This is a genomic window from Arthrobacter paludis, from assembly GCF_056782315.1.
In genome coordinates this window covers 14,923-39,546 of the sequence record NZ_JBXAEW010000017.1, presented here as the reverse complement: position 1 = coordinate 39,546, position 24,624 = coordinate 14,923, and the positions used below count along the sequence as shown (strand labels likewise).

General features: G+C 72.6%; 21 protein-coding genes. 7 read left to right on the top strand and 14 right to left on the bottom strand.

The features are described 5' to 3' along the window. Both AC1Q5D_RS14255 and AC1Q5D_RS14250 read left to right on the top strand, forming a co-directional pair. Nucleotides 1–1,551 carry a tripartite tricarboxylate transporter permease gene (locus tag AC1Q5D_RS14255; RefSeq protein WP_481739126.1) on the top strand — a complete coding sequence of 517 codons (1,551 nt, stop codon included), beginning with the start codon at nt 1–3 and terminating at the stop codon, nt 1,549–1,551. 255 nt (nt 1,552–1,806) lie between these two features. After that, nucleotides 1,807–3,135 carry a YjiH family protein gene (locus tag AC1Q5D_RS14250; protein WP_481739125.1) on the top strand — a complete coding sequence of 443 codons (1,329 nt, stop codon included), beginning with the start codon at nt 1,807–1,809 and terminating at the stop codon, nt 3,133–3,135. A 79-nt stretch (nt 3,136–3,214) separates the two neighbouring features. On the opposite strand, the gene AC1Q5D_RS14245 is transcribed toward AC1Q5D_RS14250, so the two are convergent. After that, a complete protein-coding gene (locus AC1Q5D_RS14245) occupies nt 3,215–3,649 on the bottom strand; it encodes an Lrp/AsnC family transcriptional regulator (protein ID WP_481739124.1) in 435 nt (144 codons plus the stop codon). A gap of 63 nt (nt 3,650–3,712) precedes the next feature. Between AC1Q5D_RS14245 and AC1Q5D_RS14240 the strand changes: the two genes are divergently transcribed. From AC1Q5D_RS14240 to AC1Q5D_RS14230, 3 genes are all read left to right on the top strand, one after another. Then, nucleotides 3,713–4,462 carry an AzlC family ABC transporter permease gene (locus AC1Q5D_RS14240; RefSeq protein ID WP_481739123.1) on the top strand — a complete coding sequence of 250 codons (750 nt, stop codon included), beginning with the start codon at nt 3,713–3,715 and terminating at the stop codon, nt 4,460–4,462. Continuing rightward, nucleotides 4,455–4,781 carry a branched-chain amino acid transporter permease gene (locus tag AC1Q5D_RS14235; protein WP_481739122.1) on the top strand — a complete coding sequence of 109 codons (327 nt, stop codon included), beginning with the start codon at nt 4,455–4,457 and terminating at the stop codon, nt 4,779–4,781. Before AC1Q5D_RS14240 ends, AC1Q5D_RS14235 begins: the two co-directional genes overlap by 8 nt. A gap of 73 nt (nt 4,782–4,854) precedes the next feature. After that, the gene (locus tag AC1Q5D_RS14230; protein ID WP_481739121.1) at nt 4,855–5,037 is read left to right on the top strand and encodes a tautomerase family protein; all 183 of its coding nucleotides are present in this window, start codon (nt 4,855–4,857) and stop codon (nt 5,035–5,037) included. 2 nt (nt 5,038–5,039) lie between these two features. Here AC1Q5D_RS14230 and AC1Q5D_RS14225 read toward each other — a convergent pair whose 3' ends face one another. Beyond that, nucleotides 5,040–6,008, bottom strand: a complete 969-nt coding sequence (locus tag AC1Q5D_RS14225; protein ID WP_481739120.1) for a hypothetical protein — start codon at nt 6,006–6,008, stop codon at nt 5,040–5,042. 103 nt (nt 6,009–6,111) lie between these two features. Between AC1Q5D_RS14225 and AC1Q5D_RS14220 the strand changes: the two genes are divergently transcribed. Next, nucleotides 6,112–7,404, top strand: coding sequence for an ArgE/DapE family deacylase (locus AC1Q5D_RS14220; protein WP_481739119.1), 1,293 nt, complete (start codon nt 6,112–6,114; stop codon nt 7,402–7,404). Between the two features lie 69 nt (nt 7,405–7,473). Here AC1Q5D_RS14220 and AC1Q5D_RS14215 read toward each other — a convergent pair whose 3' ends face one another. From AC1Q5D_RS14215 to AC1Q5D_RS14195, 5 genes are all read right to left on the bottom strand, one after another. Continuing rightward, the gene (locus tag AC1Q5D_RS14215) at nt 7,474–9,186 is read right to left on the bottom strand and encodes an FAD-dependent oxidoreductase (protein WP_481739118.1); all 1,713 of its coding nucleotides are present in this window, start codon (nt 9,184–9,186) and stop codon (nt 7,474–7,476) included. Nucleotides 9,187–9,295: 109 nt separating this feature from the next. Beyond that, entirely contained in the window at nt 9,296–10,465 is a 1,170-nt protein-coding gene (locus tag AC1Q5D_RS14210) for a hypothetical protein (protein ID WP_481739117.1), read from the bottom strand. Between the two features lie 129 nt (nt 10,466–10,594). After that, nucleotides 10,595–11,689 carry a hypothetical protein gene (locus AC1Q5D_RS14205; RefSeq protein ID WP_481739116.1) on the bottom strand — a complete coding sequence of 365 codons (1,095 nt, stop codon included), beginning with the start codon at nt 11,687–11,689 and terminating at the stop codon, nt 10,595–10,597. 355 nt (nt 11,690–12,044) lie between these two features. Then, the gene (locus AC1Q5D_RS14200; protein WP_481739115.1) at nt 12,045–13,055 is read right to left on the bottom strand and encodes an asparaginase; all 1,011 of its coding nucleotides are present in this window, start codon (nt 13,053–13,055) and stop codon (nt 12,045–12,047) included. Beyond that, the gene (locus AC1Q5D_RS14195) at nt 13,052–13,759 is read right to left on the bottom strand and encodes a FadR/GntR family transcriptional regulator (protein WP_481739114.1); all 708 of its coding nucleotides are present in this window, start codon (nt 13,757–13,759) and stop codon (nt 13,052–13,054) included. Before AC1Q5D_RS14195 ends, AC1Q5D_RS14200 begins: the two co-directional genes overlap by 4 nt. Before the next feature lie 577 nt (nt 13,760–14,336). Between AC1Q5D_RS14195 and AC1Q5D_RS14190 the strand changes: the two genes are divergently transcribed. Beyond that, nucleotides 14,337–15,029, top strand: coding sequence for a DUF4352 domain-containing protein (locus AC1Q5D_RS14190; RefSeq protein ID WP_481739113.1), 693 nt, complete (start codon nt 14,337–14,339; stop codon nt 15,027–15,029). Nucleotides 15,030–15,158: 129 nt separating this feature from the next. On the opposite strand, the gene AC1Q5D_RS14185 is transcribed toward AC1Q5D_RS14190, so the two are convergent. The 7 genes from AC1Q5D_RS14185 to AC1Q5D_RS14155 all read right to left on the bottom strand — a co-directional run bounded on the left by AC1Q5D_RS14185 (nt 15,159) and on the right by AC1Q5D_RS14155 (nt 24,535). Then, nucleotides 15,159–16,397 carry an acyl-CoA dehydrogenase family protein gene (locus AC1Q5D_RS14185; protein WP_481739112.1) on the bottom strand — a complete coding sequence of 413 codons (1,239 nt, stop codon included), beginning with the start codon at nt 16,395–16,397 and terminating at the stop codon, nt 15,159–15,161. Nucleotides 16,398–16,586: 189 nt separating this feature from the next. Continuing rightward, nucleotides 16,587–17,147, bottom strand: a complete 561-nt coding sequence (locus AC1Q5D_RS14180) for an N-acetyltransferase family protein (protein ID WP_481739111.1) — start codon at nt 17,145–17,147, stop codon at nt 16,587–16,589. Between the two features lie 23 nt (nt 17,148–17,170). Then, nucleotides 17,171–18,910 carry a thiamine pyrophosphate-binding protein gene (locus AC1Q5D_RS14175; RefSeq protein ID WP_481739110.1) on the bottom strand — a complete coding sequence of 580 codons (1,740 nt, stop codon included), beginning with the start codon at nt 18,908–18,910 and terminating at the stop codon, nt 17,171–17,173. A 99-nt stretch (nt 18,911–19,009) separates the two neighbouring features. Further along, the gene (fdhA, locus tag AC1Q5D_RS14170) at nt 19,010–20,230 is read right to left on the bottom strand and encodes a formaldehyde dehydrogenase, glutathione-independent (RefSeq protein WP_481739109.1); all 1,221 of its coding nucleotides are present in this window, start codon (nt 20,228–20,230) and stop codon (nt 19,010–19,012) included. Between the two features lie 51 nt (nt 20,231–20,281). Beyond that, on the bottom strand, nt 20,282–21,799 hold the full coding sequence (gene glpK, locus AC1Q5D_RS14165; protein WP_481739108.1) for a glycerol kinase GlpK: 1,518 nt from the start codon (nt 21,797–21,799) through the stop codon (nt 20,282–20,284). Between the two features lie 65 nt (nt 21,800–21,864). Then, nucleotides 21,865–22,599, bottom strand: a complete 735-nt coding sequence (locus AC1Q5D_RS14160) for an MIP/aquaporin family protein (RefSeq protein WP_481739107.1) — start codon at nt 22,597–22,599, stop codon at nt 21,865–21,867. Nucleotides 22,600–22,717: 118 nt separating this feature from the next. After that, nucleotides 22,718–24,535 (bottom strand): glycerol-3-phosphate dehydrogenase/oxidase, encoded by a 1,818-nt coding sequence (locus tag AC1Q5D_RS14155; protein ID WP_481739106.1) that lies wholly within the window; start codon nt 24,533–24,535, stop codon nt 22,718–22,720. Nucleotides 24,536–24,624: the final 89 nt, after the last annotated feature.

The window sequence follows — 24,624 nt, the reverse complement described above, 5'->3', positions numbered from 1 at the left end:
ATGGAACAGCTGACCCTGCTCATGGAGGGGTTCGCGGGAGCGCTGACCCCCATGAACCTGGTGTGGGTGCTGCTCGGCGCCCTGCTCGGCACGGCCGTGGGCGTGCTGCCGGGCCTCGGCTCGGCCATGGCCGTCGCCCTGCTGCTACCCATCACGTTCACGCTCGACCCGACCGCCGCCTTCATCATGTTCGCCGGCGTCTACTTCGGCGGGCTCTTCGGGGACTCCACCTCCGGGATCCTGCTCAACACGCCCGGCAACTCCTCGGCCATCGCCTCGACGTTCGAGGGGCACCGGATGGCCCGGGACGGGCGCGCCGCCAAGGCGCTGGCGACCGCCGCCGTCGGCGCCTTCACCGGCGGCCTGATCGCAACGACGCTCGTGGTCTTCTTCGCCCCGCTGCTCGTGAAGATGGCGACGGCGTTCGGTCCGGCGGAGTACTTCGCGCTCGCCGTCTTCGCCTTCCTGGCCATCTCCTCCGTGGTGTCGGAGTCGGTCGTCAAGGGCCTGGCCGCGCTGGGCCTGGGCCTGGTGCTGGCCATGGTCGGCGTCGACGGCCCCTCCGGGACCGTCCGCTACACGCTGGGCCTGCCGCAGCTGTTCGACGGCATCTCGATCGTCGTCATCACCGTGGGCCTGCTGGCCCTCGGCGAGGTCCTGCACGTCGCCGGGCGGATCCACCGGGACCCGGGATCCGCACGGATCGAACCGAAGGGCCGCCCGCGCCTGGACCGGGCCGACTTCCGCCGCGCTCTTCCGGCCTGGCTGCGCGGCACCGCGTTCGGTGTCCCCTTCGGCGTCATCCCCGCGGGTGGCTCCGAGGTCCCCACCTTCCTGGCCTACGGCACCGAGAAGCGCCTGGCCCGCCGCCGCGGCGACCGGGACTTCGGCACCACCGGCTCCATCAAGGGCGTCGCCGCCCCGGAGGCCGCCGGCAACGCCACCGCGGGTACCGCGATGGGCGCGCTGCTGGCGCTGGGGCTCCCGACGTCGGCGACCGCCGCCATCATGCTGGCCGCGTTCCAGCAGTACGGCATGCAGCCCGGCCCGCTGCTGTTCGAGCGCAGCGGCGAGCTGGTCTGGACGCTGCTGGCCTCGCTGTTCATCGGACTCGTTGTGCTGGTGGTCCTCAACATGCAGTTCGCGGTCCTCTGGGCCAAGCTCCTGCTGATCCCGCGCCACTACCTCTACGCGGGCATCACCGTGCTGGCCGTGCTGGGCGTCTACGCGATCAGCTCCGCCACGCTGGACTTGTGGGTCCTGCTGGCCATCGGGCTCGTCGGTTTCCTGATGCGCCGTTACAAGTTCCCCGTGGCCCCGGTGCTCATCGCCGTCGTCCTGGGCCCGCTGGCCGAGACCGAGCTGCGCCGGGCCCTGACGGTCGCGGAGGGCGACGTCTCCGTGCTGGTCTCCAGTCCACTCACGGTGGCCCTCTACGGCATCCTGGCGATCGCCCTGGTGGTCAGCGCCCTGCAGCACCTGCGCCACCGCCGGCAGCCGACCGCAAAGCCCGCGGACGACGCCGACCGCCGGGAGGACGCGCTCGTCTAGGCCGCCCCGGCCCGGGCGAAGAGGCCCGCCTGCCCCGGAGCTCCCGGTGGCCGGCGGGTCCCGCGCCGTGCCGGGCCGGTCCCGGGGGCGCAGAACCGGCGCGCCGCGCCGCGTCTGGCATCCCGGACGGATCCGACCGAACCCCCATCGCGCTCGGCACCGCGGCCGGGTTTCATGGAGGGACGACGCGGTGACCCCCATCACGTCCCGGAGGCCGCCGGCCCCGGACCCCCGGATTCGACATCGGATGCAGCTATGACACCCACCCCCACCTCGGCCGTCCAGCCCCGGACGCGCCCGGCCGACCTGGTCCGCTTCGCCCTGTACAGCGCCATCGGCATCTTCATGTTCTTCGTGCCCATCACCATCGTCGGCACGCGCACCATCCCCCTGGACCACATCGTGTCTTGGCTGCGCAAGAACGCGGCCGACTTCACCCCCTACTACGCCCTGGCCGTCATCCTCGCCGGCACCGTGTACCCGTTCGTCACGGGCGCCTGGCGCACATCGAAGCTGCGCACGGCCTTCGCGCTGCTGAACATCCTCGGCCTCGTCGTCGGCGTCGCCATGGTCGCGCAGTGGGGCCCCGCCTGGCTCATGGACGAGCAGATGGGCCCGTTCCTGTTCAACGCGCTCGTCGTGCCCGTCGGCCTGATCGTCCCCATCGGCGCGATCTTCCTGGCCATGCTCGTCGGCTACGGGTTGATGGAGTTCGTCGGCGTGTTCTTCCAGCCGATCATGCGCCCGCTCTGGCGCACCCCGGGACGGTCGGCCATCGACGCCGTCGCCTCCTTCGTCGGCAGCTACTCCCTGGCGCTGCTGATCACCAACCGCGTCTATCGCGAGGGCCGGTACACCGGCCGCGAGGCCGCGATCATCGCCACCGGCTTCTCGACCGTCTCCGCCAGCTTCATGGTCATCGTCGCCAAGACGCTCGGGATCATGGAGCACTGGGGCCTCTACTTCACGATCGCGCTCGTCGTCACGTTCGCCGTCACCGCGATCACGGTGCGCATCCCGCCGCTGAGCCGCATCCCGGACGCCCCGTTCGCCGGCGTCGCGCACCAGCCCGAGGAGAAGGCCACCGGCAACCGCTTCCGGCTGGCCTGGGACGAGGCGCGCACCGCGCTGCACACGGCCCCGTCGCTGGGCCGGAACGTCCGCGACAACTTCCTCGACGGGCTGAAGATGGCCATGGCGATCCTGCCCTCGATCCTGTCCGTCGGCCTGATCGGCCTGGTCTTGGCCCGCTACACGCCGATCTTCGACTGGATGGGCTACCTGTTCGCCCCGTTCGCGTGGGTCGTCGGCCTGCCCGACCCGCTGCTCGCCGGCAAGGCCTCGGCCACCGGAATCGCCGAGATGTTCCTGCCCGCCACGCTGCTGGCCGGCCACGAGTCGCTCGAACTGCGCATGGTCATCGCGATCGTGTGCGTCTCCGCGATCATCTTCTTCTCCGCGCTGGTGCCCTGCATCCTGGCCACCGACATCCCGGTTCCGCTCGGGCAGCTGGTCGTGATCTGGTTCGAGCGCGTCGCGCTGACGATCCTCATCGCCACCCCGATCGTGCGCCTGCTGTTGTAGCCGGTTCCGTGCGCGGCGGGCGCCGCCGTCGTCCCCTTGTCGGAGGACGACGGCGGGGCCCCTGGTCCGGGACCGCGCGTCAGCGCTTGATCGTCTTCATGGTGAACCGGGAGGCGACCTTCTGGATGCCGGGGATCGTCATCACGCGGTCCGTCAGGAACGCCTCGTAGGCGGGCAGGTCGGCGACGGTGATCCGCAGGAAGTAGTCGGGGGAGCCGAACAGCCGGTGCATCTCGACGACCTCGTCGCACGCCCCGAGGGTCCGCTCGAAGCCGTAGACCGTGTCCTGGTCGAACGAGGCGAGCTCGACGTCGACGAACACCTCGAACGCGCGGCCCACGGCGGCCGGGTCGAGCTCCGCGCGGTAGCCGCGGATTGCACCCGAGGCCTCGAGGCGCTGGACCCGGCGCAGGCAGGGGCCGGGCGTGAGGCCCACGCGCTGGGCGAGGTCGACGTTGGAGATGCGCCCGTCCTCCGCTAGCACAGCGAGGATTGCGCGATCGAGTCGGTCCATGCGGATATGTTGCACGCGAATAGCCCAGTGGGGCAACAGTGGCAACCAAGCTGCGGGCGAAACTTGCCACAATGGTCCCGTGACCGTCTCGACCCCAGCCTCCCGCCGGACCGGCCCGCCGCGGCGCGCCGCGGCGAGGTGGCGCGCGGCATCCGCGCCTCGTTCGCGGCCGGGCTCGGCATGTTCCCCATCGGCGTCGCCTTCGGGCTGCTGGTCGTGCAGTCGGGCCTGCCCTGGTGGGTGGCGCCCGCCCTGTCCACCGCCGCGTTCGCCGGGTCCCTCGAACTGCTGCTCGTCGGCATGATCGCCGCGGCCGCCCCGCTGGCCGCCGTCGCGCTGACCACCCTGCTGGTGAACTTCCGGCACGTGTTCTACGCGTTCACGTTCCCGCTGCACGTGGTGCGGAACCCCTTCGCCCGCGCCTACTCGGTGTACGCCCTGGTCGACGAGGCGTACGCCGTCACCGCCGCCTCGCCCGGAAGGTGGAGCGCGACGCGGCTGGTCGCGATGCAGGCGGCCTTCCAGTCGTACTGGGTCGGCGGCGGGCTCGTGGGGGTGCTGGTCGGGGGCCTGCTGCCCGCGCCGATCGAGGGGCTGGAGTTCGCCCTGTGCGCGCTGTTCGTGACGCTGACCCTGGACGCGGTCCGGTCCCGGCGGCAGGTCCCGTCCCTGCTGCTCGCGGCCGGGTCCTTCGCCGTCGCGCTGGTGGCAGCGCCGGGGCAGGAGCTGTTTGCCGCCCTGCTGCTCTTCGCCGCGCTCCTGCTGGCCCGGCACGTCCTGTCCCTCCGCCGGAAGGAGCGCGCCGGTGCCTGATTCCGGCTACATCGCGGCGGTGCTGGCCACCGTCTTCGCGATCACCCTGGCGCTGCGCGCCGTGCCGTTCGCGGTGCTCGGCCCGTTGCGCGACTCCCGGCTCGTCGCGTCGCTGGCCCTGTGGATGCCGGCGGGCCTGCTCGCCATCCTGGCGGCCTCGACGCTGCGCGGGACCATCGCCGCCGACCCGCCGGCGGTCGGCTTCGCCCTCGCCGCCGTCGGGGTCACCGTGGCGACGCACCTGCTCTTCGGGCGGCGGACCCTGCTGAGCGTCGGCGCCGGGACCGTCGTGTACGTGGGGCTGGTCAACCTGTTCTGAGGACCGGGCCCTCGTCGCCGCAGCCCACGCGGCATGATGGGACCGCAGCCACCACCGACGCGAAAGGCCCGCCATGCCCATCATCGAAGTCAAGGTCGTCCAGGGGCGTGACCGGGAGACGCTCGGCGCCGCCGCGAAGGAGATCGCCGCCGCGGCGGCCCGTGCCCTGGACGCGCCGCTGGAGACGGTGCGCGTCCAGGTCGTGGAGGTCCCGCCGGAGCTGTGGCTGGTGGGGGACCGGCTGAAGTCGGAGTAGTCCTACGCGTCGACCGCGCTGCGCTCCCCGGCGGCGTAGGGGTTCACGGTGTGGCCCGCGAACGGAACGAACCAGTCGTCGACGTCCATGACGGTGAAGTCCAGCCGCGCAGGCTCGCCGTCGCCGTCCGCGTCGCCCTCGCCGAAGAGGAACTCGTGGTCGAGGTCCTCGTACAGGAACTCGTCCGCCCAGCGGCGCCAGTCCGTCGGGATGCCCAGGGCCGGGAACGCGCCGGCGAGGACCTCGACCTCGTCCAGGACCAGCCGCAGGGCCAGCTCCTGCGCCACGCACGTGGGGGAGCGGAAGGAGGTGGCCATCGCCGTGCCGAGGTCCAGGGTGATGGCCAGGAAGCGCTGCGCGAAGAACGGGTCGTACTCGGTGCGGTGCCGGGCGGGCAGTTCGCTGATGCGCGTGGTGAAGGCGACGGCGTCGGGGTCCTCGCGGAGCAGGTACGCGTCGTCGAACAGGTCGTCCACGACCGTCTCGTACGCCCACTGCACGGCGCCGGCGATGGCCGAGGCCTCCTGCCGGGAGCGCTCGCGGACGCCCGAGTCGGCCTCCCGCTCGAGGTAGCCGAGCCGGTCCAGCGGCAGCCCGGGGATCCGGTCGGCGGAGGCCAGGATCTCGCGCACCACCGCGGCCTCGTCCCCGGAGTCGAGCTCGTACTCGTCCAGGTCGCCGTCGTCGTCCGCGTCGAGGCCGGGTCCGGCGAACTCGCCGTCCTCGACCCACCACAGGGCGCCGAGCGCCTCGACCCCCGGCACGGCCGCGACCAGCGCGTCCGGCTCGACGGCCATCTGCAGCGCGCCCTCGGGGCCGTTGCCGATGCGTTCGCGGGCGTCCAGCAGCCCGGAGGAGTCCTCGATGAACGCCTCTCCCGTGGCCTGCGTGGCGTGGGCCGCCAGGGCCGATTCGTCGTGGACCTCCACCTCGAGCTCGACGTGGACCTTCAGGGTGCGCGTGTCCGTCATGGACGCCAACCTAGCGGCCTGGGGTGACGGCCAGACTGCGGGAAGGTGACCATCGGGCGCGCGCGCCTTGTCCGTGCGCCGGGGGCGTAGTTGACTGCCGAGGGTGACCACAGCGCCAGATCCCGCAGCCCGCGCCCGCATCGCCGCCGCCGTCGACCACGCCTTCGACGCCCAGGTCGAGTTCACCCGGGAGCTGGTCCGCCACCCGTCCCTGCGCACCCGGGAGGCCGGGGCGCAGGAGCTGATGGCCCAGGCGTTCGCCGAGCGCGGGCTCGACATCGACCGGTGGGCGATGGACCCGGAGCAGCTGGCCGCCCACCCCGGCGCGGGCGCCGTCGTCGTCCCCTACGACGGGATGGAGAACGTCGTCGGCACGTGGGACCCGCCCGGGGCGGCCGGGCGCTCGCTGATCCTCAACGGACACATCGACGTCGTCCCGGAGGGGCCGGAGGAGCACTGGAGCCGCTCCCCGTGGGACGCGGCCGTGCGCGACGGCTGGCTGTACGGGCGGGACAGCGGCGACATGAAGGCGGGCCTGGCCGCCAACCTGTTCGCCTTCGACGCCATCCGCGCCGCAGGCCTCGAGCCCGCCGGGCGGATCCACCTGCAGTCCGTCGTCGAGGAGGAGTGCACCGGGAACGGGTCGCTTTCGGCGCACCTGCGCGGCTACCGGGCCGACGCCGTCGTCATCCCCGAGCCCGAGGAGGACATGCTGGTCCGCGCCAACGTCGGGGTGCTCTGGTTCCGGCTGCGCGTGGAGGGGCGGCCGTCACACCCGCGGGAGATGGCCGCCGGGTTCAACGCGATCGACGCCGCCCACCACGTGGTCGGGCGGCTCCGCGGCCTCGAGGAGCGGTGGAACTCCGAGAAGCACCGGCACCGGTACTTCGAGGACCTGGACCACCCGATCAACCTGAACATGGGGCAGATCCGCGGCGGCGACTGGCCCTCGAGCGTCCCGGCCTGGTGCGACGTCGACCTCCGGCTGGCCCTCTACCCGGGCGTGTCCGCCGAGTCCGTCTGGGCGGAGGTGCGGGAGTGCCTGGCGGGCGCGACCACGGACGCGCAGGGCCACCCGATCCGGGCGACGGCGCAGCGCACCGGGTTCTTCTCCGAGGGGTACGTCCTGGAGGAGGGCAGCGACGCCGAGGCCGTGCTCGCCGCGGCGCACCGGGAGGTCTTCGGGGCCGGGCTGCGCTCCTTCACGACGCCGGGCTACCTCGACGGGCGGGTGTTCGTCCTCTACGCGGACACGCCGGCGCTCGTCTACGGGCCGGTCACCGAGGCCATCCACGGGTACGACGAGCGCGTCGACCTCGAGTCGGTCCGCCGGATCACGAAGTCGATCGCGTTGTTCACGGCCGAGTGGTGCGGGGTGCGGCCGGCCGACGGATAGCGGGAGGCGGCGGCCGACGGATAGCGGGAGGCGGCGGCCGACGGCGGGGCCGTCCCGGCGCGCGGTTCCCTAGTAGTCCATCCGCTTGAGGTCGTGGACCGCGGGCCCCTCCAGCCGCTCCCCGGTGGCGCTGAACCGCGAACCGTGCAGCGGGCAGTCCCAGGACCGTTCGGCGTCGTTCCAGGACAGGATCCCGCCCAGGTGGGTGCAGACGGCCGAGACCGCGCAGAGCCGGCCGTCGGCCCGAGAGACCGCGACCGGGTGGAGGCCGCCGGGCTTGATCAGGCCCTGGCCCTCGGCGGGCTCGCCGTCCGCGGCGGCCGGCGCTGCCGTCTCGCCGGAGGTCCCGCCGACGCTCCCGTCCGGGGCCGCGATCGGTGTGGAGACGCCGGGCGCGGCGACGGGTGCGGACGCGTCCGGCGCCTCGGCGGGCGCGGCGCCGTCCGTGGTCGGCGCGGGCGCAGTGGAGCCTTCGGGGGCCGGTCCATCGCCGGACGCGGACCCGTGGCCGTTGTGCTGGTGCGAGCCGACGCCGAGGCCCTTGCGGACCCAGTCGGCGGCGAGGTGCCCGGCCACGCCGGCGTTGATCCGCACCCCCTCGGCCACGTCCGCGGGCGAGGTGATGCGGTGGTGGAGGGTTTGCGCCCACTCGACGTTTCCGCCGAGGATCTCCGCCGACAGGGACAGCGCGGCGGCGACGGCGTTCGTCATGCCCCACTTGTTGTAGCCGGTGGCGACGTGGATCTGGCCCCCGCCCCGGGGTAGCGCGCCCACGAACGGGACCCTGTTGGCCGAGCGGTAGTCCTGGGCCGACCAGGCGTGGGTGCGGCGGGCGCCGGGGAAGTGCTGCCCGGTCCACTCCTCGAGGTCCGCGACGAGGCGCGCGGCGGACTCCTGCCGCCCCACGACGTGGCCGTTGCCGCCGACGAGCAGCAGTTCCTCGTCCCCGCGCGGGACCGTCCGCAGCGAGCGGCTCGGCTGGTCCACCGAGAGGTACATGCCCTGGGGCAGCCCGGCGGGGACGGGCACCGCGAAGGCCAGCGCGTAGGACCGGTTCGGCTCCAGCTTCGCGAAGTAGAGGCCGCGGTCCAGGATCGGCGTCCCCGACGCGAGGACCACCTGCCCGGCCTTCACCGAGCCGTTCGCGGTGCGCACGTCCACCGGGGTCCCGGTCTTCACCTGCAGCACCCGGGCGCCCTCGACGACGCGCCCGCCGCGCGAGCGCAGGTCCTCGGTCAGGGCGGTGAGGACGTCGAGCGGGTCGAACTGGGCCTGGTCGCGCAGCAGGAGGGCGCCCGTGGTCTCGTAGGGCAGCCCGGCCTCGTCGAGCAGCTGCACGTCGAGGCCCGCCCCCAGCGACGCCTTCAGCTCCTTCTCCAGGGAGCGCCGGCCCTCCTCGGTGGTGGAGTACGTGTAGGCGTCGCGGCGCTGGAACGGGACGCCGTGCTCCTCGAGGTAGCGCAGCAGCCACGCCTGCCCCTCCCGGTTGCCGTCCACGTACGCGCGCACGGTCTTCTCGGAGAAGTGGCGGCTGATGCCGGAGAGCACGGTGTGCTGGAGCAGGCTGAGCTTGGCGGTCGTGTTGCCCGTGGTCACCGCCCCGACGTGCCGCGCCTCGAGCACGGCCACGTGCAGGCCGGCCCGCGCGAGCAGCACCGCCGTCGACAGCCCGGTGAGGCCGGCGCCGACGACGACGGCGTCGTAGTACGCGTCCGGCTCGAACGCGTCGAGCGGCCCGGCCTCCGGCCGGTCCAGCCACAGCGAGGTCATGGTGTGCGACATGGTTGCTCCCCTCCTGGGGTCGGGCGCGGGGCGTGCCCGACGGCGGCGTCCATGCCGCGAGGGTATCCCCGGGGCGACGGCAGGGGCCATGCTTGCGGGGAGGGCGGGCCTACTCCGCCAGTTCCTCCTCTCCGGCCCGGAAGAGGGCGTCGAGAACGGAGGCAACTACCGGCACGGCGACCTCCGGCACGACGAGATCGTCATCGTGGACGCCGAGGAGCCCCGCATCGATGACATCGACGAGCCGGGCCCGGGCCTCCTGCCACGCGGTGACAGTCGCCAAATCCGCGCGGTCGACGAAATCGGGTGGGGCCGCGGAGCCGAGGATCGAAACGGCCGGCGGCTCGTCCGTGCTGGCCATGAGCAGGACCGCCGCCGCGGCCGCGGCTCCCCGCCCTTCCAACGGGTCGTCTTCTGGGCCTGCCGCGGTCGCCCAGAGCAGGGCGCCGGCCAGCGTTCCGGCGGCGTCGGCCGCGGGACCTGGATCGTCGCCGAGCAGGGCCTCGGCGCGCCCCGTCGGCCAGGCGCGCGTCGCGCCGATGTGGGTGAGTCCCGCGTCCGCGAGTGCGGACCACAGGGCAGACAGCCGGGGAACGTCCCGCATGGCCCCGACGGGCACGGGCTCGGTATCGACAGGCGCATCCATGGCGTCGACGATCGTCTCGATGTCGGGCCGCTTGGCGTGGCGTACGCCCCGCACGCGCACGTCCACGGCCTTCGCCGCTTCTTCGACGTCAGCGAGCCGCAGCGCTCCGGCCGGAGTGACATCCCGGCCCGCTCCAAGCCATTCCAGCAGCCGGCGGGAGCGCTGGACCAGCGGCGTCGCCGTCCATGCCTCCCACGCCTCGTCGGCGGAGAGTTCCGGCGCGTTCAGCTGCGGAGCGCTGCCGGCTCCCACCACGGAATGGAGGTCCTCGTACTCGTCATCGCTGAGGGTCCACCGGCCGGTCTCGTCCATGAAGTGCAGGTACTTGTCCAGGATTTCGGCCATGAGTCGAGCCAAGGAATCCGGCGCCTCGGCGAGCATCTCCGCGACGGGTCCGGCGTCGAAAGCGTCGGGCGACCCGAACGGATTGAACGTGGCGTAGTCCCCGGCGAACTGGACCAGAGCGTTCCACTCGACCGCCGGCTCCTCGGCCGGCGCGCCTTGAGCGACGGCCCACTCCACGTAGGCGGGGGCCAGAAGCTCGAGGCGGGCGACCCCGGTGGGGCGCGCCGAGGGTACCGCTTGGAGGTGCCGGTGGGGACTCTTCTTGCGCTTGCGGGACTGCGGGGACATTCGGGGCCTTCCTTCGGGTTCGGCCGGCCGGCCGTTCACGCGGAAGCGTAGCGGCCCGCAGCGGTGCGCCGCACCCAGCCTTCGCGGTTGTTGTCCGCTTTCCCGCGAAAGCGGACAACAACGGCGGCATCATCCGGGCACCGTGGCTGCCCGTCCCATGAAGACGTTGGCTGCGGTTCGCCCGACGACGGCCGCGGCCATGGGCGGAAGGGCCAAAAGCCCGTCGAGGCGGAGAAGCCCCGCATCCTCTATCTCCATCAGCAATCTCCGGACTGAAGGCAGTGGAGCGGAGGGAAGGTGGTGCTCGGAGTCGGAGGAGCTGTCGTCATCCAGCAGGGGAGCCGCCGGGTACTCGCCAGAGGCCGCCAGGAGAAGGCACAGGACACCGAGACGCTTGTTCCCGCTCGACGGATCTTCAAGTGCGGGGCCCAGGATCGCCAGCAAGAAACCCTCGGCCAGCTGATTCGCCGCCACCTCGGCTCGTTCGGCGTTGTGCCCCAAGAGGTCCACTGCGCGGCTGGAAGGTACTGCCCAGGTGCCTTGCACCTGCACCATTCCCGTTGCGAGGAACCCGCTCCAGAGGTGGGCCAGCCAAGCCCTGTTCGGTTCGGTGTCGACTCCGGTGAACTGGCTGCGGGCCCGCTCGAGGAGGAACGCCGTTGTCTCCGCGTCTCGCGGCAGCAAGTGTCCGGAAGCGGTGACTTCACAGCCGTCTCCGAGCCACGTCAACAGCGCGATCGAGCAATGGACGAGCGGTGTGGAGAGCCAGGCCAGCCAGGCTTCCTCAGGCGGAAGGTACGGCTCGTCGTCTTCCCACTCGTCGTCGTCCGGTTCATCCGCCGGCTCGACCACCAGACAGAGTTCGAAGTAGGCGTCCCGGTCTCGGGTCCACCGTCCCGTCCCCCTCAAGAACATCAGGTAATCGGAGAGGACGGCCGATAGCCATTCCGCGTTGTCGGGTTCCAGCCGCTGGAGGATGCGGTCGACCACCTCGGCGTCGAAGGCGTCCGGCGCGGGCAGCGAGGCGTGTCCGGTGTAGTGCTCGGCAAATGCCACCAGCAGGTCCCAATCCTCAGCGGCGAATTCGCGCCTCCAGCCGCGCTGTTCCGACCACATGAGGTATTCGGGCGCCAGCTTCTTGATCCGGGACAAGCCGCGGGACCGGGGAGGCGACGCGGCGGGCCGGCGGACGGGCTTCTTGCGCTTGCGGGACTGCGGGGACATCCAACGCGCCTTTCCTCGGCGGCCCGTCCCGGTGGGCGGACCCGGTCGTCCCGGAAGCGTAGCCAGATCCGCGGGCCGGCGTACCGGACCTGTGGATAACTGCCGCGGGCGCCGCCATCCGGAAGGATGGGCGGGTCACGCCCCCGCGCTTCGCCAGCCGGTATAGGGCCCGGAGGAGAGCAGGCGCAGGTCGTTGCAGATCTGGGACAGCTTCAGGGCCACGCGCTTGAGCTCCCCGGACAGATGCACGAACGCGCCTGGACCGGGTCGACGACGAACTGCTCCGCCAGCGCGCCGTCCGCGACCTCCGCACAGGCGGCGGCCGGGACGTCGCGCTCGCCGATCAAGGCGGGGGCTAGGGCAGGCCGGTCAGCCAGCCGACGCGGCGTCCGCCGCCGAGGACGGGCACGCGGGTGAAGGCGTCCAGCGCCTCGGCGGTCGCCGCGTCGAGGGACCCCGGCGCGGCGTCTGCCGCGCGGAGCAGTGCGGCGGCCGCGACGGGCAGGCGCGCGCGGTCGCCGCCGTCGGACACCTTGACCGCGACGGCGGTGCCGTCGGGTAGCGCGGCGGCCTGGATGGCCTCGAAGCCGTCCTTCGCGATGGCGCCGGGCACGGCGCGCATCAGCGCGGTGACGTCGCGGCCCTCGCCGGCGACGAGCTCCGGGTGGGCGCGCATGGCCTCCGCGACGGCGTGGGCTCCCGTGCCCGACGCGGCGGTGGCGAGCGCCGAGTAGGCGCGGGCGAGTCCGGTCAGCGGCATCGCGTGCACGGGCGTGCCGCAGCCGTCTGTGCTCACCGGGCCCGGCCCGGAGCCGGTGAGTCCGTGGACGGAGTCGGCGAGCAGCGCCTCGACCGGGTGGCCGGGCTCGAGGTAGCCCGCGACGGGCCAGCCGCGGTCCACGCAGAGGGCCACCAGCGCGGCGTGCTTGCCGGAGCAGTTCTGGGCGAGCCGCGTGGGGGCGCCGCCGTCGGCCAGCCAAGCGGCCCGCTCGGCGGCCCCGTAGGGCAGGTCCGTCGTATTGGCGAGGGCGTCCTCGTCCAGCCCGGCCGCGGCGAGGGTGGTGTGGGCGATGCGGCGGTGCCGCTCGGAGCCGGAGTGGCTCGCGGCGGCCAGCGCCAGCTGCTCGGTCGTGAGCCCGAGGCCGGCGTCGACCATGCCCGCGGCGAAGAGCGGTTTCAGCGCGGAGCGCGGGTAGATCAGGGCGTCGGGGTCGCCGACGGAGAAGAGGACCTCGCCGGCGGGGGAGAGGACGACGGCGGAGCCGTAGTGGATGCTCTCCACCAGGTCCCCGCGCGTCTGCATGGCGACGGGCGCGTGGGCCGGCGGGGCGGGAAACGCGGCGTCGTGGCCGCAGTGGGTGGTCATCGGGTGCGCTCCTTCGTGATCGTGACGACGGCGGCTCCGACGGCGCCGAGGTGCTCGGCCATGGCGCGGCCGGCGGCGGGAGCGTCCCGGCGCTCGATGGCGTCGAGGATGGCGCGGTGCTCGGCGTCGGAGTCCTCCCGGCGGCCGGCGACGAGGTTCAGCGTCGCGGACTGCTGGGCGAGGGCGCCGCGGAGGTCCGCGACGATCTTGCCGAACACGGCGTTGCCGCTGGCGGCTGCGACGGCGGCGTGGAATGCGGTGTCGAGGTCGGCCCAGGCGGCGCCGTCGTCCTCCGCCTCCATGTTCTCCACGAGGGCACGCAGCCGCTCGAGGTCGGCCTCGCTGCGGCGTCCCGCGGCGAGCTCGGCGGCGGGGACCTCGACGTGGGGGCGGGCCTCGACGAGGTCGCTCGCGGAGTAGGAGCCGAGGACGAGGTCGCGGCGCGGGTGGTCGGCGACGACGAACGTGCCGCGGCCGGTGTCGGTGCGGGTCAACCCGAGGGCCGCGCAGGAGCGGAGGGCCTCGCGCACGACGGAGCGGCTCACGCCGTACTGCGCTGCTAGGCGGGACTCCGCGTCGAGCTTGCCGCCGACCGGCAGCGTGCCGTGCTCGATGGCTTGGCGCAGGGAACGGAACACGGCCTCGGCGGCGCTGCTGCGCTCGATCGGCCGCAGTCCACCTGTAGGGCTGTCGGACAGGTTCACGGGGAAGACTCTGGCAGCGATCACAGGACTTCGTCAAGGGCCGATCCAGTTGACGCCCAACGCGCCGGATCGTTGGTAGCTACAGCCCGCATCGCCGAACCGTTGTTAGTTACAGCCCGCATCGCCGAACCGTTCTTAGCTAAAGCCCGCAATAGCCCCCATTCCCGGAAATTTCTTAGATCGATTCGTCGATGACGGAGTGTGCTAAGAACGATCCGGGCTGCGGGGCACGAACTAAGAACCATCCGGGCTGCTCGGCATGACCGGGGAACGATCTGTCCCGGGTCGGGCCGGAACAGCGGCCGGCCACGGCGTGATCCCCGGCCTCGGGTCAGACCGGATCAGCGGAAGGCTGGTACTAGGCTATCCAGTAGATCGATTTAATCGGTCTCGGTCGCCGGGACGCCTACGCGCGGGGGCCGCGACGCCGCTCGCACGGGCGCTCTGGCGGGCGCCGCTTCCAGGGGGAACCATGTCTATCCAGCACCCGTCCGTTCATGCGTCCACTCCACACGTCCCGCCCCCGGGCCCCGTGCCCGGCAAGGGACTTGGCACGGCCGCAGTCATCCTTGCTGGCGTGGGTGTCCTGCTGGCGTGGATTCCGGTCGTGAACCTGTTGGCTGCGCTCGTGGCCCTCGTTGCCTTGGTCCTCGGCATCGTGTCGCTGGCCCAGGCGTCCAAGGCGGGCTCCGGCACGGGCACGGCGATCACCTCGATCATCCTGTCGGCCGTGGCGCTGGTCGTGGCGGCGATCGTCACCGTGGCGACGGCCATGGCCGTCGATGGTGCGTTACGGGCGATGGTGGACGGGGTCGACGCGCCGGCCGACGTCATCGAGGCGGTCCAGGACGACGCACTGGTCCTCGACCTGGGCGACAGCGCGGACATCGGCGACTTCACGGTCACGGTCGACGCCGTCGACCTCGACGCAACGGACGACGTCGCCGCCGCGAATCCCCTGAACGAGGCGCCGAAGGGCCGCTACGTGGTGGCCGACCTGACCGTGACCCACAACGGTCCCGGCGAGGCGGACGCGTGGATGGGGCTGATGTCGGAGCTCGTCGGCTCCGACGCCCGCATCTACGACGAGACCAGCTGCATGGCCCTGCTCGAGCGGGACGGCATCGACCTGCCCGCCCTTGGTCCCGGCGACACCGCGTCGTACCAGGTCTGCTTCGACGTGCCGGCCGCCGCCGTCACGGACGCGACGGTGCGCGTCTCGGAGACGATCTCCTTCGACGACGCCGCGGCCCTCTGGGCAACCAAGTAGCCGCACGCCCGGCCGCGCCGGAGCGGAAAAATCTTGGAGCGAACTTGTCGTTCTGGGCGCCCCATAACGACAAGTTCGCTCCTTTTGCCGGCTGAGCGGCAACTACGCTCCGAAATTCTCCCCGCCGGCTTAGGTGTACCAGGTCGGCTCGGGCAGGCGGCCCAGCAGCTCGTACTCGCCGACCTCGCGCCGCTTGTGCGCGATGGGGTCGTGCAGCGAGTGCGTGCGGATGTTGCGCCAGTGCAGGTCGAGGCCCACGGAGTTCGCCGTCGCCCGGGCCCCGGTGACTTCGAAGACCCGGTTCCCGATCTCCAGGGCGATCTCGGAGGCCAGCTGCTTCGACGCGGCCACCCGCACCGCGATCCGGCCGCGGGCCTGCTTCGTCAGCTCCCCGCGCGGGGCGTGCAGCACGGCGGCGAGCTCGGCGTCCACGGCCTCGGCCAGCGCCGTCGCGCCCCAGAGCCGGGAGCGCAGCTCCCCATACGTCGCCAGGATGTAGGGGTCCTCGCCGGCGGAGGACTTCGGGTCGGACGTGTACGGCCACGGGCGGGTGCGGGCCAGCGTGTAGCCGCGGGCCGCCGCAAGCGCGCCCTCGCCGATCCCAAGGTAGATCGCCGTGAAGATCTGCTGCACCAGCGGCACGTTCAGCGTGTTGTAGACCAGCGGCCGGAACTCCTTGTCCACGAAGCCGGCCGCGGACGCCCAGTCCACCTCGACGCCGGCGATCTCCACGCCGCCGGACGCCGAGAGCCGCTGGCCGAGGTGGTCCCAGTCCCCGGCGAACGCGATGCCCTCCTGGTCCGTGGGCACGATCGCGAACACGTGCCGCCCGTCCGGCAGGGTCCCCTCGAGCACCAGCAGGTCGGACACCCGCGCGCCCGTGCTGAACGTCTTCCGCCCCGAGAAGACCAGCGTGTCCCCGAGGTCCTCGATGGACAGGTCCGAGTCCCGCGGGTTCACCGCCCCGCCGAAGAACAGGTTCTGCTCCGTGTACAGCCGCTCGACCGCCTCGATCTGCGCCTCCGTCCCGACCAGCCGCGCCGCCCACGCCCAGAGCAGGTGGTAGCCGAGCAGCTGCCCGATCGACGCGTCGCCCGCGGAGACCGCCCGCACCACGCGCAGCGCCGTCGTCCAGTCCTGCCCGCCGCCCCCGTGCGCGGCCGGGCCGAGCAGCACGGTCAGCCTCGAGTCCTTGAGCAGTTGGACCTCGGCGTGCGGGTCGCGGCCGGCCCGGTCGCGCGAGAGGGCGTCGACGGCGAGGACCGCCGCGACGTCGTGGGCGCGGCGCACCCACTCGTCCGGCGTGGCGGGGGCCGGGCGGTTGGCCCAGGGGGAGGCGTTGAGGGCCTCGGCGAGGTTGACGGTCATGGTGTCTCCTTGCGCTCGGGTCGCCGGCGGGGTGCCGGTGGGATCCGAGCGTAGGAACGGGGCGGGCCGGGGGCGGCAACGGTGTCCGCGGGCGTCGTGCCGTGACGGATTGCGACGGGGGAGGCCGACGGCGGCGCCCGCCGGGGCCGGCCGTCCCCGCAACACTCCGTCACCCGGCGTTGCGGGGCGTCATCGGGGCCGGACGTCAGGCTCGCCGGCCGCGGGGCCCGGGAGCGTGCGGCTGTGGCGCCGGATCGCGACGGGAGGGCCGAATCCGGTCTCCACCCGGGTGCCGCCGTCGAACAACCATCCCCGGTCCGTGTAGAACCGGATGGCCCGGTCGTTGTGCTCCTCCACCCACAGGAGGGCCCGCGTGTAGCCGAGGCCGGTGAGCTCGCCCTCCGCGGCGGCGAACAGCGCGGAGCCGATGCCCCGGGCCCACCGGTCGGGTCGGACGTAGAGGGCGTACAGCTGCCCCGTCCCGGGGGGCGCGGCCTCCAGGGGCGGACCGAGGAACGCGAAGCCCAGGACGTCCCCGCCGTCCTCCGCCAGCAGGCGGGCGGACCCGGCCACGGGCTTGGCGATCCGCTGCCGCCACACCTCGGCGATCCGCCGGACGTCCAGGGCGTCGAGGAACCCGTCGGGCATGGCCCCGCGGTAGGCGGCGCGCCAGGCGGCGACCTGCACCTCCGCCAGGGCCCGTGCCTCGCGGACGGCGGGCGGTCGGACGACGACGCCGGATGCTTCCACGCCGCGAACGTACCAGCGGGACCCTACTTCTTCAGCGTCTTCTCGATGATCTCCACGATGTACGGGGCGACGACGCCGCGGCTGATCCGCAGGTCCACGACGAGCGTGCCGCGCGCACCGGCCGCCACCCAGTCCGCCACCGCGCCGAGGTCGTCCATGGTCCGGGCCACGACTCCCTGTGCGCCGACGCCCCGGCCCAGCGCCGCGAAGTCCGCCTCCTCGATCTCCATGATCGTCTCGTCCAGCCCCTGCGACCCGTACTGGTGGATCTCGGCCCCGTAGCAGGCGTCGTTGAACACGAGGACGACGGCGCTGCGGGCCGCGCGCACCAGCGAGTCCAGGTCCGGCAGGCCCATGAGGCCGCCGCCGTCGCCCGTGACGACGACGGTCGTCGCCGTCGGCCGCGCCAGCGCGGCCCCGGGCGCCGAGGGCAGGCCCAGCCCGATCGCCTGGTACTGCGTGCCGACGAGAGTCAGGGAGTCCGGCGCGGGAAGGTCGAGGTGGTAGCTGGACCAGCCGATGAAGTGCCCGCCGTCGGAGACCACCTGCCGGTCGGCGGGCAGGAGCGCGTTGAGCCGGTCCATGGCGGTGCGCGGGTCCAGCCGCCCGTCCGCGGCCTGGCCGGTGCCGGTCTCGCGCGCGAAGTTCAGGCGCGAGCCGCGCGCGTGGTCCGCGGCCCCCTCCCAGCGTTCGGCCGGGGGAGCGTGCCCGCCCAGCGCTTCGAGCAGCGCGGGGACGACGGCGGCGGCGTCGCCGCGGACGAACCGCGCGACGTCGGGGCCGGTCGGCTCCTCGGCCAGATCGACCTGGATGAGCGCGGCGTCCGGGCCGAACTGGTCCCCGAACGCGGTCGTGAACTGGTTCAGGGACGCGCCGACCACCAGGACGACGTCGGCCTGCCGGATCAGCGCGGAGGAGGGCCCGGAGGCGAACCCGCCGCAGACCCCCAGGTCCCACCCGCGGCCGGCGAACGTGCCGCGGGCCGGGGCGGTGCTGGCGGTCAGGGCGCCGAGGCGGTCCGCGAGGCGGCCGAGAGCGGACGCCGCGTTGCGTGCCCCGCGCCCCGCGAGCACCAGGGGCCGGCGGGCCCCGGCCAGCAGCCGGGCCGCCGCGTCGACCTGTTCGCCGGGCGGAACCGGGTCGAAGGGCTCCTCCATCGGGTGGCCCCGACCGGGGCGCGCGCCGTCGAGGAACGCGAAGTCCTGGACGCCGCCGTCGGGGGAGAGCGTGCCGCCGGACCCGGTGTCGCCGGTCGCGGTGTCCGGCTCGTCGCCCGCCGGGGCCGCGGCGAGGTCGTACGGGAGGGAGAGCACAACCGGCCGGCGGTCGGCCTCCGCGATTCCGATCGCCATGCGCGTCGTCTCCCGCGGGTTCGCGGCACCGACCGGGACGAAGCGCGCCCCGACAGCCTCCGCCAGGGCCCGCTGGTCCACGTCCCACCGCCGCGGACCGGTCGTGGGCGCGTCCCCGACGACGAACAGCAGCGGCGTGCGCGAGCACGCGGCCTCGGCCAGCGGCGTGATGGCGTTCGTGAAGCCCGGCCCGTACGTGGCCGTCGCGACGGCGAGGCGCCGGGCGACCCGGTGGTACGCGTCGGCGGAGGCGACGGTCGCCTGCTCGTGCCGCAGCCCGGTCACGCGGACCCGGCCGTCGCGGGCGAGGGCGTCGAGGAAGTGGGCGTTGCCGTTGCCCATGAGGGCGAAGACGTCGGTCGCGTGATCGGCGACGACCCCGGCGATGGCCGCGGAGACGGTGGTGGTCATGGCCCGAGCCTAGGCCGTTCGCGACGGCGGGACCGGCCCTGAAGGGGGCCGGCCCCGCCGTCGGCGTGTCGGACACGGGCGAGGTGCCCGCGGGCGGACCTAGTTCCGCACGTACCCGTTCGGGTTCAGGACATACTTCGTGGCCGCGCCGGCGTCGAACTCGGCGTAGCCGCGCGGGGCGTCCTCGAGCCCGATGGCCTTCGCGTTCACGGCCTTCGCGATCTGGATCCGGTCGTGGAGGATCGCCATCATCAGCTGCCGGTTGTACTTCATCACCGGGCACTGGCCGGTGGTGAAGGACAGGGACTTCGCCCAGCCGGTGCCGAGCGAGATGGACAGGCTGCCGTGCTTGGCCTCCTCGTTCACGGCGCCCGGGTCCCCCGTGACGTAGAGGCCCGGGATGCCCAGGGCGCCGCCGGCCGCCGTGATGGTCATCAGCGAGTTGAGGACCGTGGCCGGGGCCTCCGTCGCCTCCTTGCCCCCGCCGTGCCCGCGCGCCTCGAAGCCCACGGCGTCGACGCCGCAGTCGACCTCCGGCACGCCGAGGATCTGCTCGATCTGGTCCTTGGGGTCCCCCTCGCCGACGTTGACCGTCTCGCACCCGAAGGAGCGCGCCTGGGCGAGCCGCTCGTCGTTCATGTCGCCGACGATGACGACGGCGGCGCCGAGCAGCTGTGCGCTGGCGGCCGCGGCCAGGCCGACGGGGCCGGCGCCGGCAACGTAGACGGTGGAGCCGACCCCGACGCCGGCCGTGTACGCGCCGTGGAACCCGGTGGGGAGGATGTCGGAGAGCATGGTCAGGTCCATGATCTTCTCCAGGGCCTGGTCCCGGTCCGGGAACTTGAGCAGGTTCCAGTCCGCGTAGGGGACCAGCACGTACTCGGCCTGGCCTCCGACCCAGCCGCCCATGTCGACGTAGCCGTAGGCGCTGCCCGGGCGGTCCGGGTTCACGTTGAGGCAGATGCCGGTCTTGCGCTCCTTGCAGTTGCGGCACCGGCCGCAGGAGATGTTGAACGGGACCGAGCAGATGTCGCCGACCTTGATGAACTCGACGTCGGAGCCCACCTCGACGACCTCGCCCGTGATCTCGTGCCCGAGCACGAGGTCGGTGGGCGCGGTGGTGCGGCCGCGGACCATGTGCTGGTCTGAGCCGCAGATGTTGGTGGTGACGGTCTTGAGGATGACGCCGTGGGGGACCTTCCGGCCCACGTTGTCGGGATGCACCCCGGGCCCGTCCTTGAGCTCGAAGGTCGGGTAGTCGATGTCGATGACCTCGACCTTGCCGGGTCCCTTGTACGCGACGGCCTTGTTTCCTGACATGGCGGATGGTTCCTTTCGTGGGTTGTGTGGTGCGGGTGGTGCCTGTCCGCGTCAGCGGACGTCTTCGTCGACCCAGTCGAGGGTCTTGGTGACGGCCTTCTTCCAGAGGCGGTAGAGGCGCTCGCGCTCGTCCGCGTCCATGGAGGGGCTCCAGCGCTTGCCTTCGCGCCAGTTCGCCACCACGTCCTGTTCGCCGTTCCAGAAGCCGACGGCGATGCCCGCCGCGTAGGCGGCGCCGAGGGCCGTGGTCTCCGCGACCTCGGGCCGGACGACGTCGACGTTCAGGATGTCGGCCTGGAACTGCATGAGCAGCTCGTTGGCGACCATGCCGCCGTCGACGCGCAGCTCGGTCAGGTCGACGCCGGAGTCCGCGTTCATCGCGTCCATCACCTCGCGGGTCTGGTAGGCGGTGGACTCCAGGACGGCCCGGGCGATGTGGTTCTTGTTGACGTACCGGGTCAGCCCGACGAGGGCGCCGCGCGCGTCGGCGCGCCAGTACGGGGCGAAGAGCCCGGAGAACGCGGGAACGAAGTACGCGCCCCCGTTGTCCTCGACCTTGTGGGCGAAGTACTCGATGTCCTTGGCCTCCTCGAAGAGGCCCAGGTTGTCGCGCAGCCACTGCACGAGCGACCCGGTCACGGCGATGGAGCCCTCGAGGGCGTAGACCTGCTTCGCGTCGCCGATCTTGTAGCAGACGGTGGTCAGCAGGCCGTTCTTGCTGTGGACGGGCTCGGTGCCCGTGTTCAGCAGCATGAAGTTGCCCGTGCCGTACGTGTTCTTGGCCCGGCCCTTCTCGAAGCAGGCCTGGCCGAACGTCGCCGCCTGCTGGTCGCCCAGGATCCCGGCGATGGGCACGTCCGGCACCATGCCGCGCTTCCGGCCGTGGCCGTAGACCTCGGACGAGGAGCGGATCTGCGGCAGCATCGACACCGGGATGCCCATGTCGGCCGCGATGTCCTCGTTCCAGGTGAGGGTGTCGAGGTCCATGAGCATGGTGCGGGAGGCGTTCGTGACGTCGGTGACGTGGACGCCGCCGTCGACCCCGCCCGTCATGTTCCACAGCACCCAGGTGTCCGTGTTGCCGAAGAGCAGGTCGCCCCGGTCGGCCGCCTCGCGGGCGCCCTCCACGTTGTCCAGGATCCACTTCACCTTGGGGCCGGAGAAGTAGGTGGCCAGCGGCAGTCCCACGCGCGACTTGTACTTTTCGGGGCCCTCGTCGCCGGCGAGCTCCTCGACGATCTTCTGGGTGCGCGTGTCCTGCCAGACGATGGCGTTGTAGACGGGCTTGCCCGTGGTCTTGTCCCACACGACCGTGGTTTCGCGCTGATTCGTGATGCCGACCGCGGCGAGGTCCATGTGGGAGATGTTTCCGCGGGTGAGCGCGTTGCCCACCGCCTCGCGGACGTTGCTCCAGATCTGCTCCGGGTTGTGCTCGACCCATCCGGGGCGCGGGAAGATCTGGTCGTGCTCGAGTTGGCCGACCGAGTGGATGGTGCCCTCGTGCGTGAAGACGATGGCGCGCGAGCTGGTGGTCCCCTGGTCGATGGCGAGGACGTACTTGGTGCTCATGGCTGCTCCTTGTTGCTGCTGTGCGGGTCCGGGAGGGGCGTCGGGGGTGGCTGGCGCGCGGGCCGTCAGACGAGGGCCCCGGCGGCCAGGCCGCCGAGCGCGCCCCCGATCAGGGGCCCGACGACGGGGACCCAGGCGTAGCTCCAGTCGCTCGCTCCCTTGCCCTTGATCGGGAGCAGGGCGTGGACGATGCGCGGCCCCAGGTCGCGGGCGGGGTTGATCGCGTAGCCCGTGGGTCCGCCGAGGCTCAGGCCGATGCTGACGACGAGCAGGGCGACGGCGAGGGGTCCGAGCTGGTGGGGGGTGTTGGCGAACTGGAGGATGATGAACACGAGCACGAACGTGCCGATGACCTCCGTGACCAGGTTCCAGCCGTACGAGCGGACGGCCGGCCCGGTGGAGAAGACCGCGAGCTTCAGCGCCGGGTCGGCCTCCTGGTCGAAGTGCCTCTTGTAGGCCAGGTAGGCCAGGGCCGCGCCGATGATGGCGCCGACCATCTCGCCGGAGAAGTACACGAGCGTGCTGGCCAGGCTGACCGGGACGCCCGGGGCGAAGTTCTCCTGGCCGTTGGCGAGGATGCCGACGGTGACCGCCGGGTTGATGTGCGCGCCGGACTTGAACCCGGCGAACACGCCGGCGAAGACCGCGAGGCCCCAGCCGAACGAGATGACGATCCAGCCGCTGTCGAATCCCTTGTTTTTCGGCAGGACGACGTTGGCGACGACGCCGGCGCCCAGGAGGATCAGGAACCCGGTCCCGATCACCTCCGAGACGAAGACCTGCCAGAGCGTGACTTCCATGTTTCCCCTTCCCCTGGTGCGGTGGCTTGCCTGGTGTCCGGCCGGCCGAGCCGGGACGGACAGCCCGGTGTTCCTGGATTGCCCCGGTTGGCGGCGGGGGCGCGCCGTTCCTTGCGGCTTACGTCCCGACCGGGCCAGAGGCCCCCGGCGACTCCTCGGGCGACCCGGGCTTCAGCCCGCCGTCGGTCCCGCCGTCGAGCGGCACCATGGGCGAGACGTCCTGGACGCGCAGGCGGGCCGCCTCGGCGGCGGCGTCGTCGGCCTCCTGCTCCGCCGCGGCCTCCGCGGCGGCGCGGTCCCGGTAGGAGGCCAGCTCCGCCGCGCGGGTCCGCTCGTCCCAGCCGAGCAGCGGGGCGACGATGCCGCAGATCTCCTCCAGGGCGGCGAGCCCGCGGTCGCCCACCTCGTAGTTCAGGCGGGTGCGGTGCAGCATGACGTCCTCGAGGTGCAGCGCCCCCTCGTGGCTGGCGGCGTAGTGGATCTCGGCCCGGAGGTAGGCGGGGGCGTGCTCGAGCGGGCGGGCCAGCGACGGGTCGTCCCGGCACAGGCGGACGATGTCGGTGATGAGCGAGCCGTAGCGGTGCAGCAGGTGGTCGACCATGGCGGGGGACCAGCCGTGCTCCCGGGCGTACTTGCGGCTCCAGTTGCGCTGCACGTCCAGGTTGACCGCCCCGACCAGCGGCACGTTCCGCGTCACGGACGGGTTGTCCCGGGCCCGGTCGCCGAGCGCGAAGTCCACCGCGTCTTCGGCCATGACCCGGTAGGTGGTGAGCTTGCCGCCGGCGATCACGGTCAGCCCGGGCGTGGGGGAGGCGGTGGTGTGCTCGCGGGAGACCTTCGCGGAGCTGGTGCCCTCCTTCGTGCCGGGTTGCAGGAGCGGGCGCAGGCCGGCCCAGGTGCCGATGATGTCCTCCCGCGTCAACGGCCGGGCCAGGACGGCGTTGGCGTGGTCCAGGACGTAGTCGATGTCCGCGGCCGTCGCGACCGGGTGCTGGAGTTCCTGCCTCCACGGCGTGTCCGTGGTGCCGATGACCCAGTAGCGGGACCACGGGATCACGAAGAGCACGCTCTTCTCCGTCTGCAGGATCAGGCCCGCCTCGCCGCGGATGCGCTCCCGGGGCACCACGATGTGGATGCCCTTGGAGGCCAGGACGCGCAGGCCGCCGGTCTCCCCGGCCAACGCCTCCGTCTCCTCGGTCCAGACCCCGGTGGCGTTGATGGTGTGCCGCGCGTGCACGCGGAAGCGGTCGCCGGTTTCGAGGTCGCGCAGGAGCGCGCCGTCGATGCGGCCCGACGCGTCCTTGGTCAGGTCGACGACCTGCGTGCGGCTGGCCGCGTGGGCGCCGTGCGACGCCGCGGTCCGGATGAGGGTGGAGACCAGGCGGGCGTCGTCCACCGAGGCGTCCCAGTAGCGGATGGCGCCGACGGCGGCGTCGTGCCGCAGGTCGGGGAAGAGCCGTTCCATCCCGCCGCGGGTGAGGTGGCGGTGGAGGGGCAGCGCCCGCTTGCCCGGGGCGATCGTGGCCAGCGTGTCGTAGAGCGCGACGCCGGCGCCCACGTAGGCCCGTTCCCAGACGCGGTGCTCCAGCGGGTAGAGGAAGGAGACGGGCCGGACCAGGTGGGGCGCCAGCCGGTTGATCAGCTGGTCCCGCTCGGTGAGGGCCTCGTGGACCAGGTGGAAGTCGAGCATCTGCAGGTAGCGCAGGCCGCCGTGCACCAGCTTGCTGGACCGGCTGGACGTCCCGGAGGCCCAGTCCTGGGCCTCGACCACTCCCGTGGCCAGGCCGCGCGTGACCGCGTCGAGGGCCGTGCCCGCGCCCGTGACGCCGCCGCCGACGACGAGCACGTCGAGCGGCTCCTCCGGGGACGTGGTCCGCAGCGCGTCCAGGGCGCGCGTTCGGGACTCCGCCGTGAGGCGGGAAGTATGTTCGGACATCGTTGTCCTTCCGCCGTGAAGCTGTCAGTGGGTAACGTCACACGTCAGCGGCGGATAATCAAGGGTTTGGAGTAGGGGCCGCCGGAAAC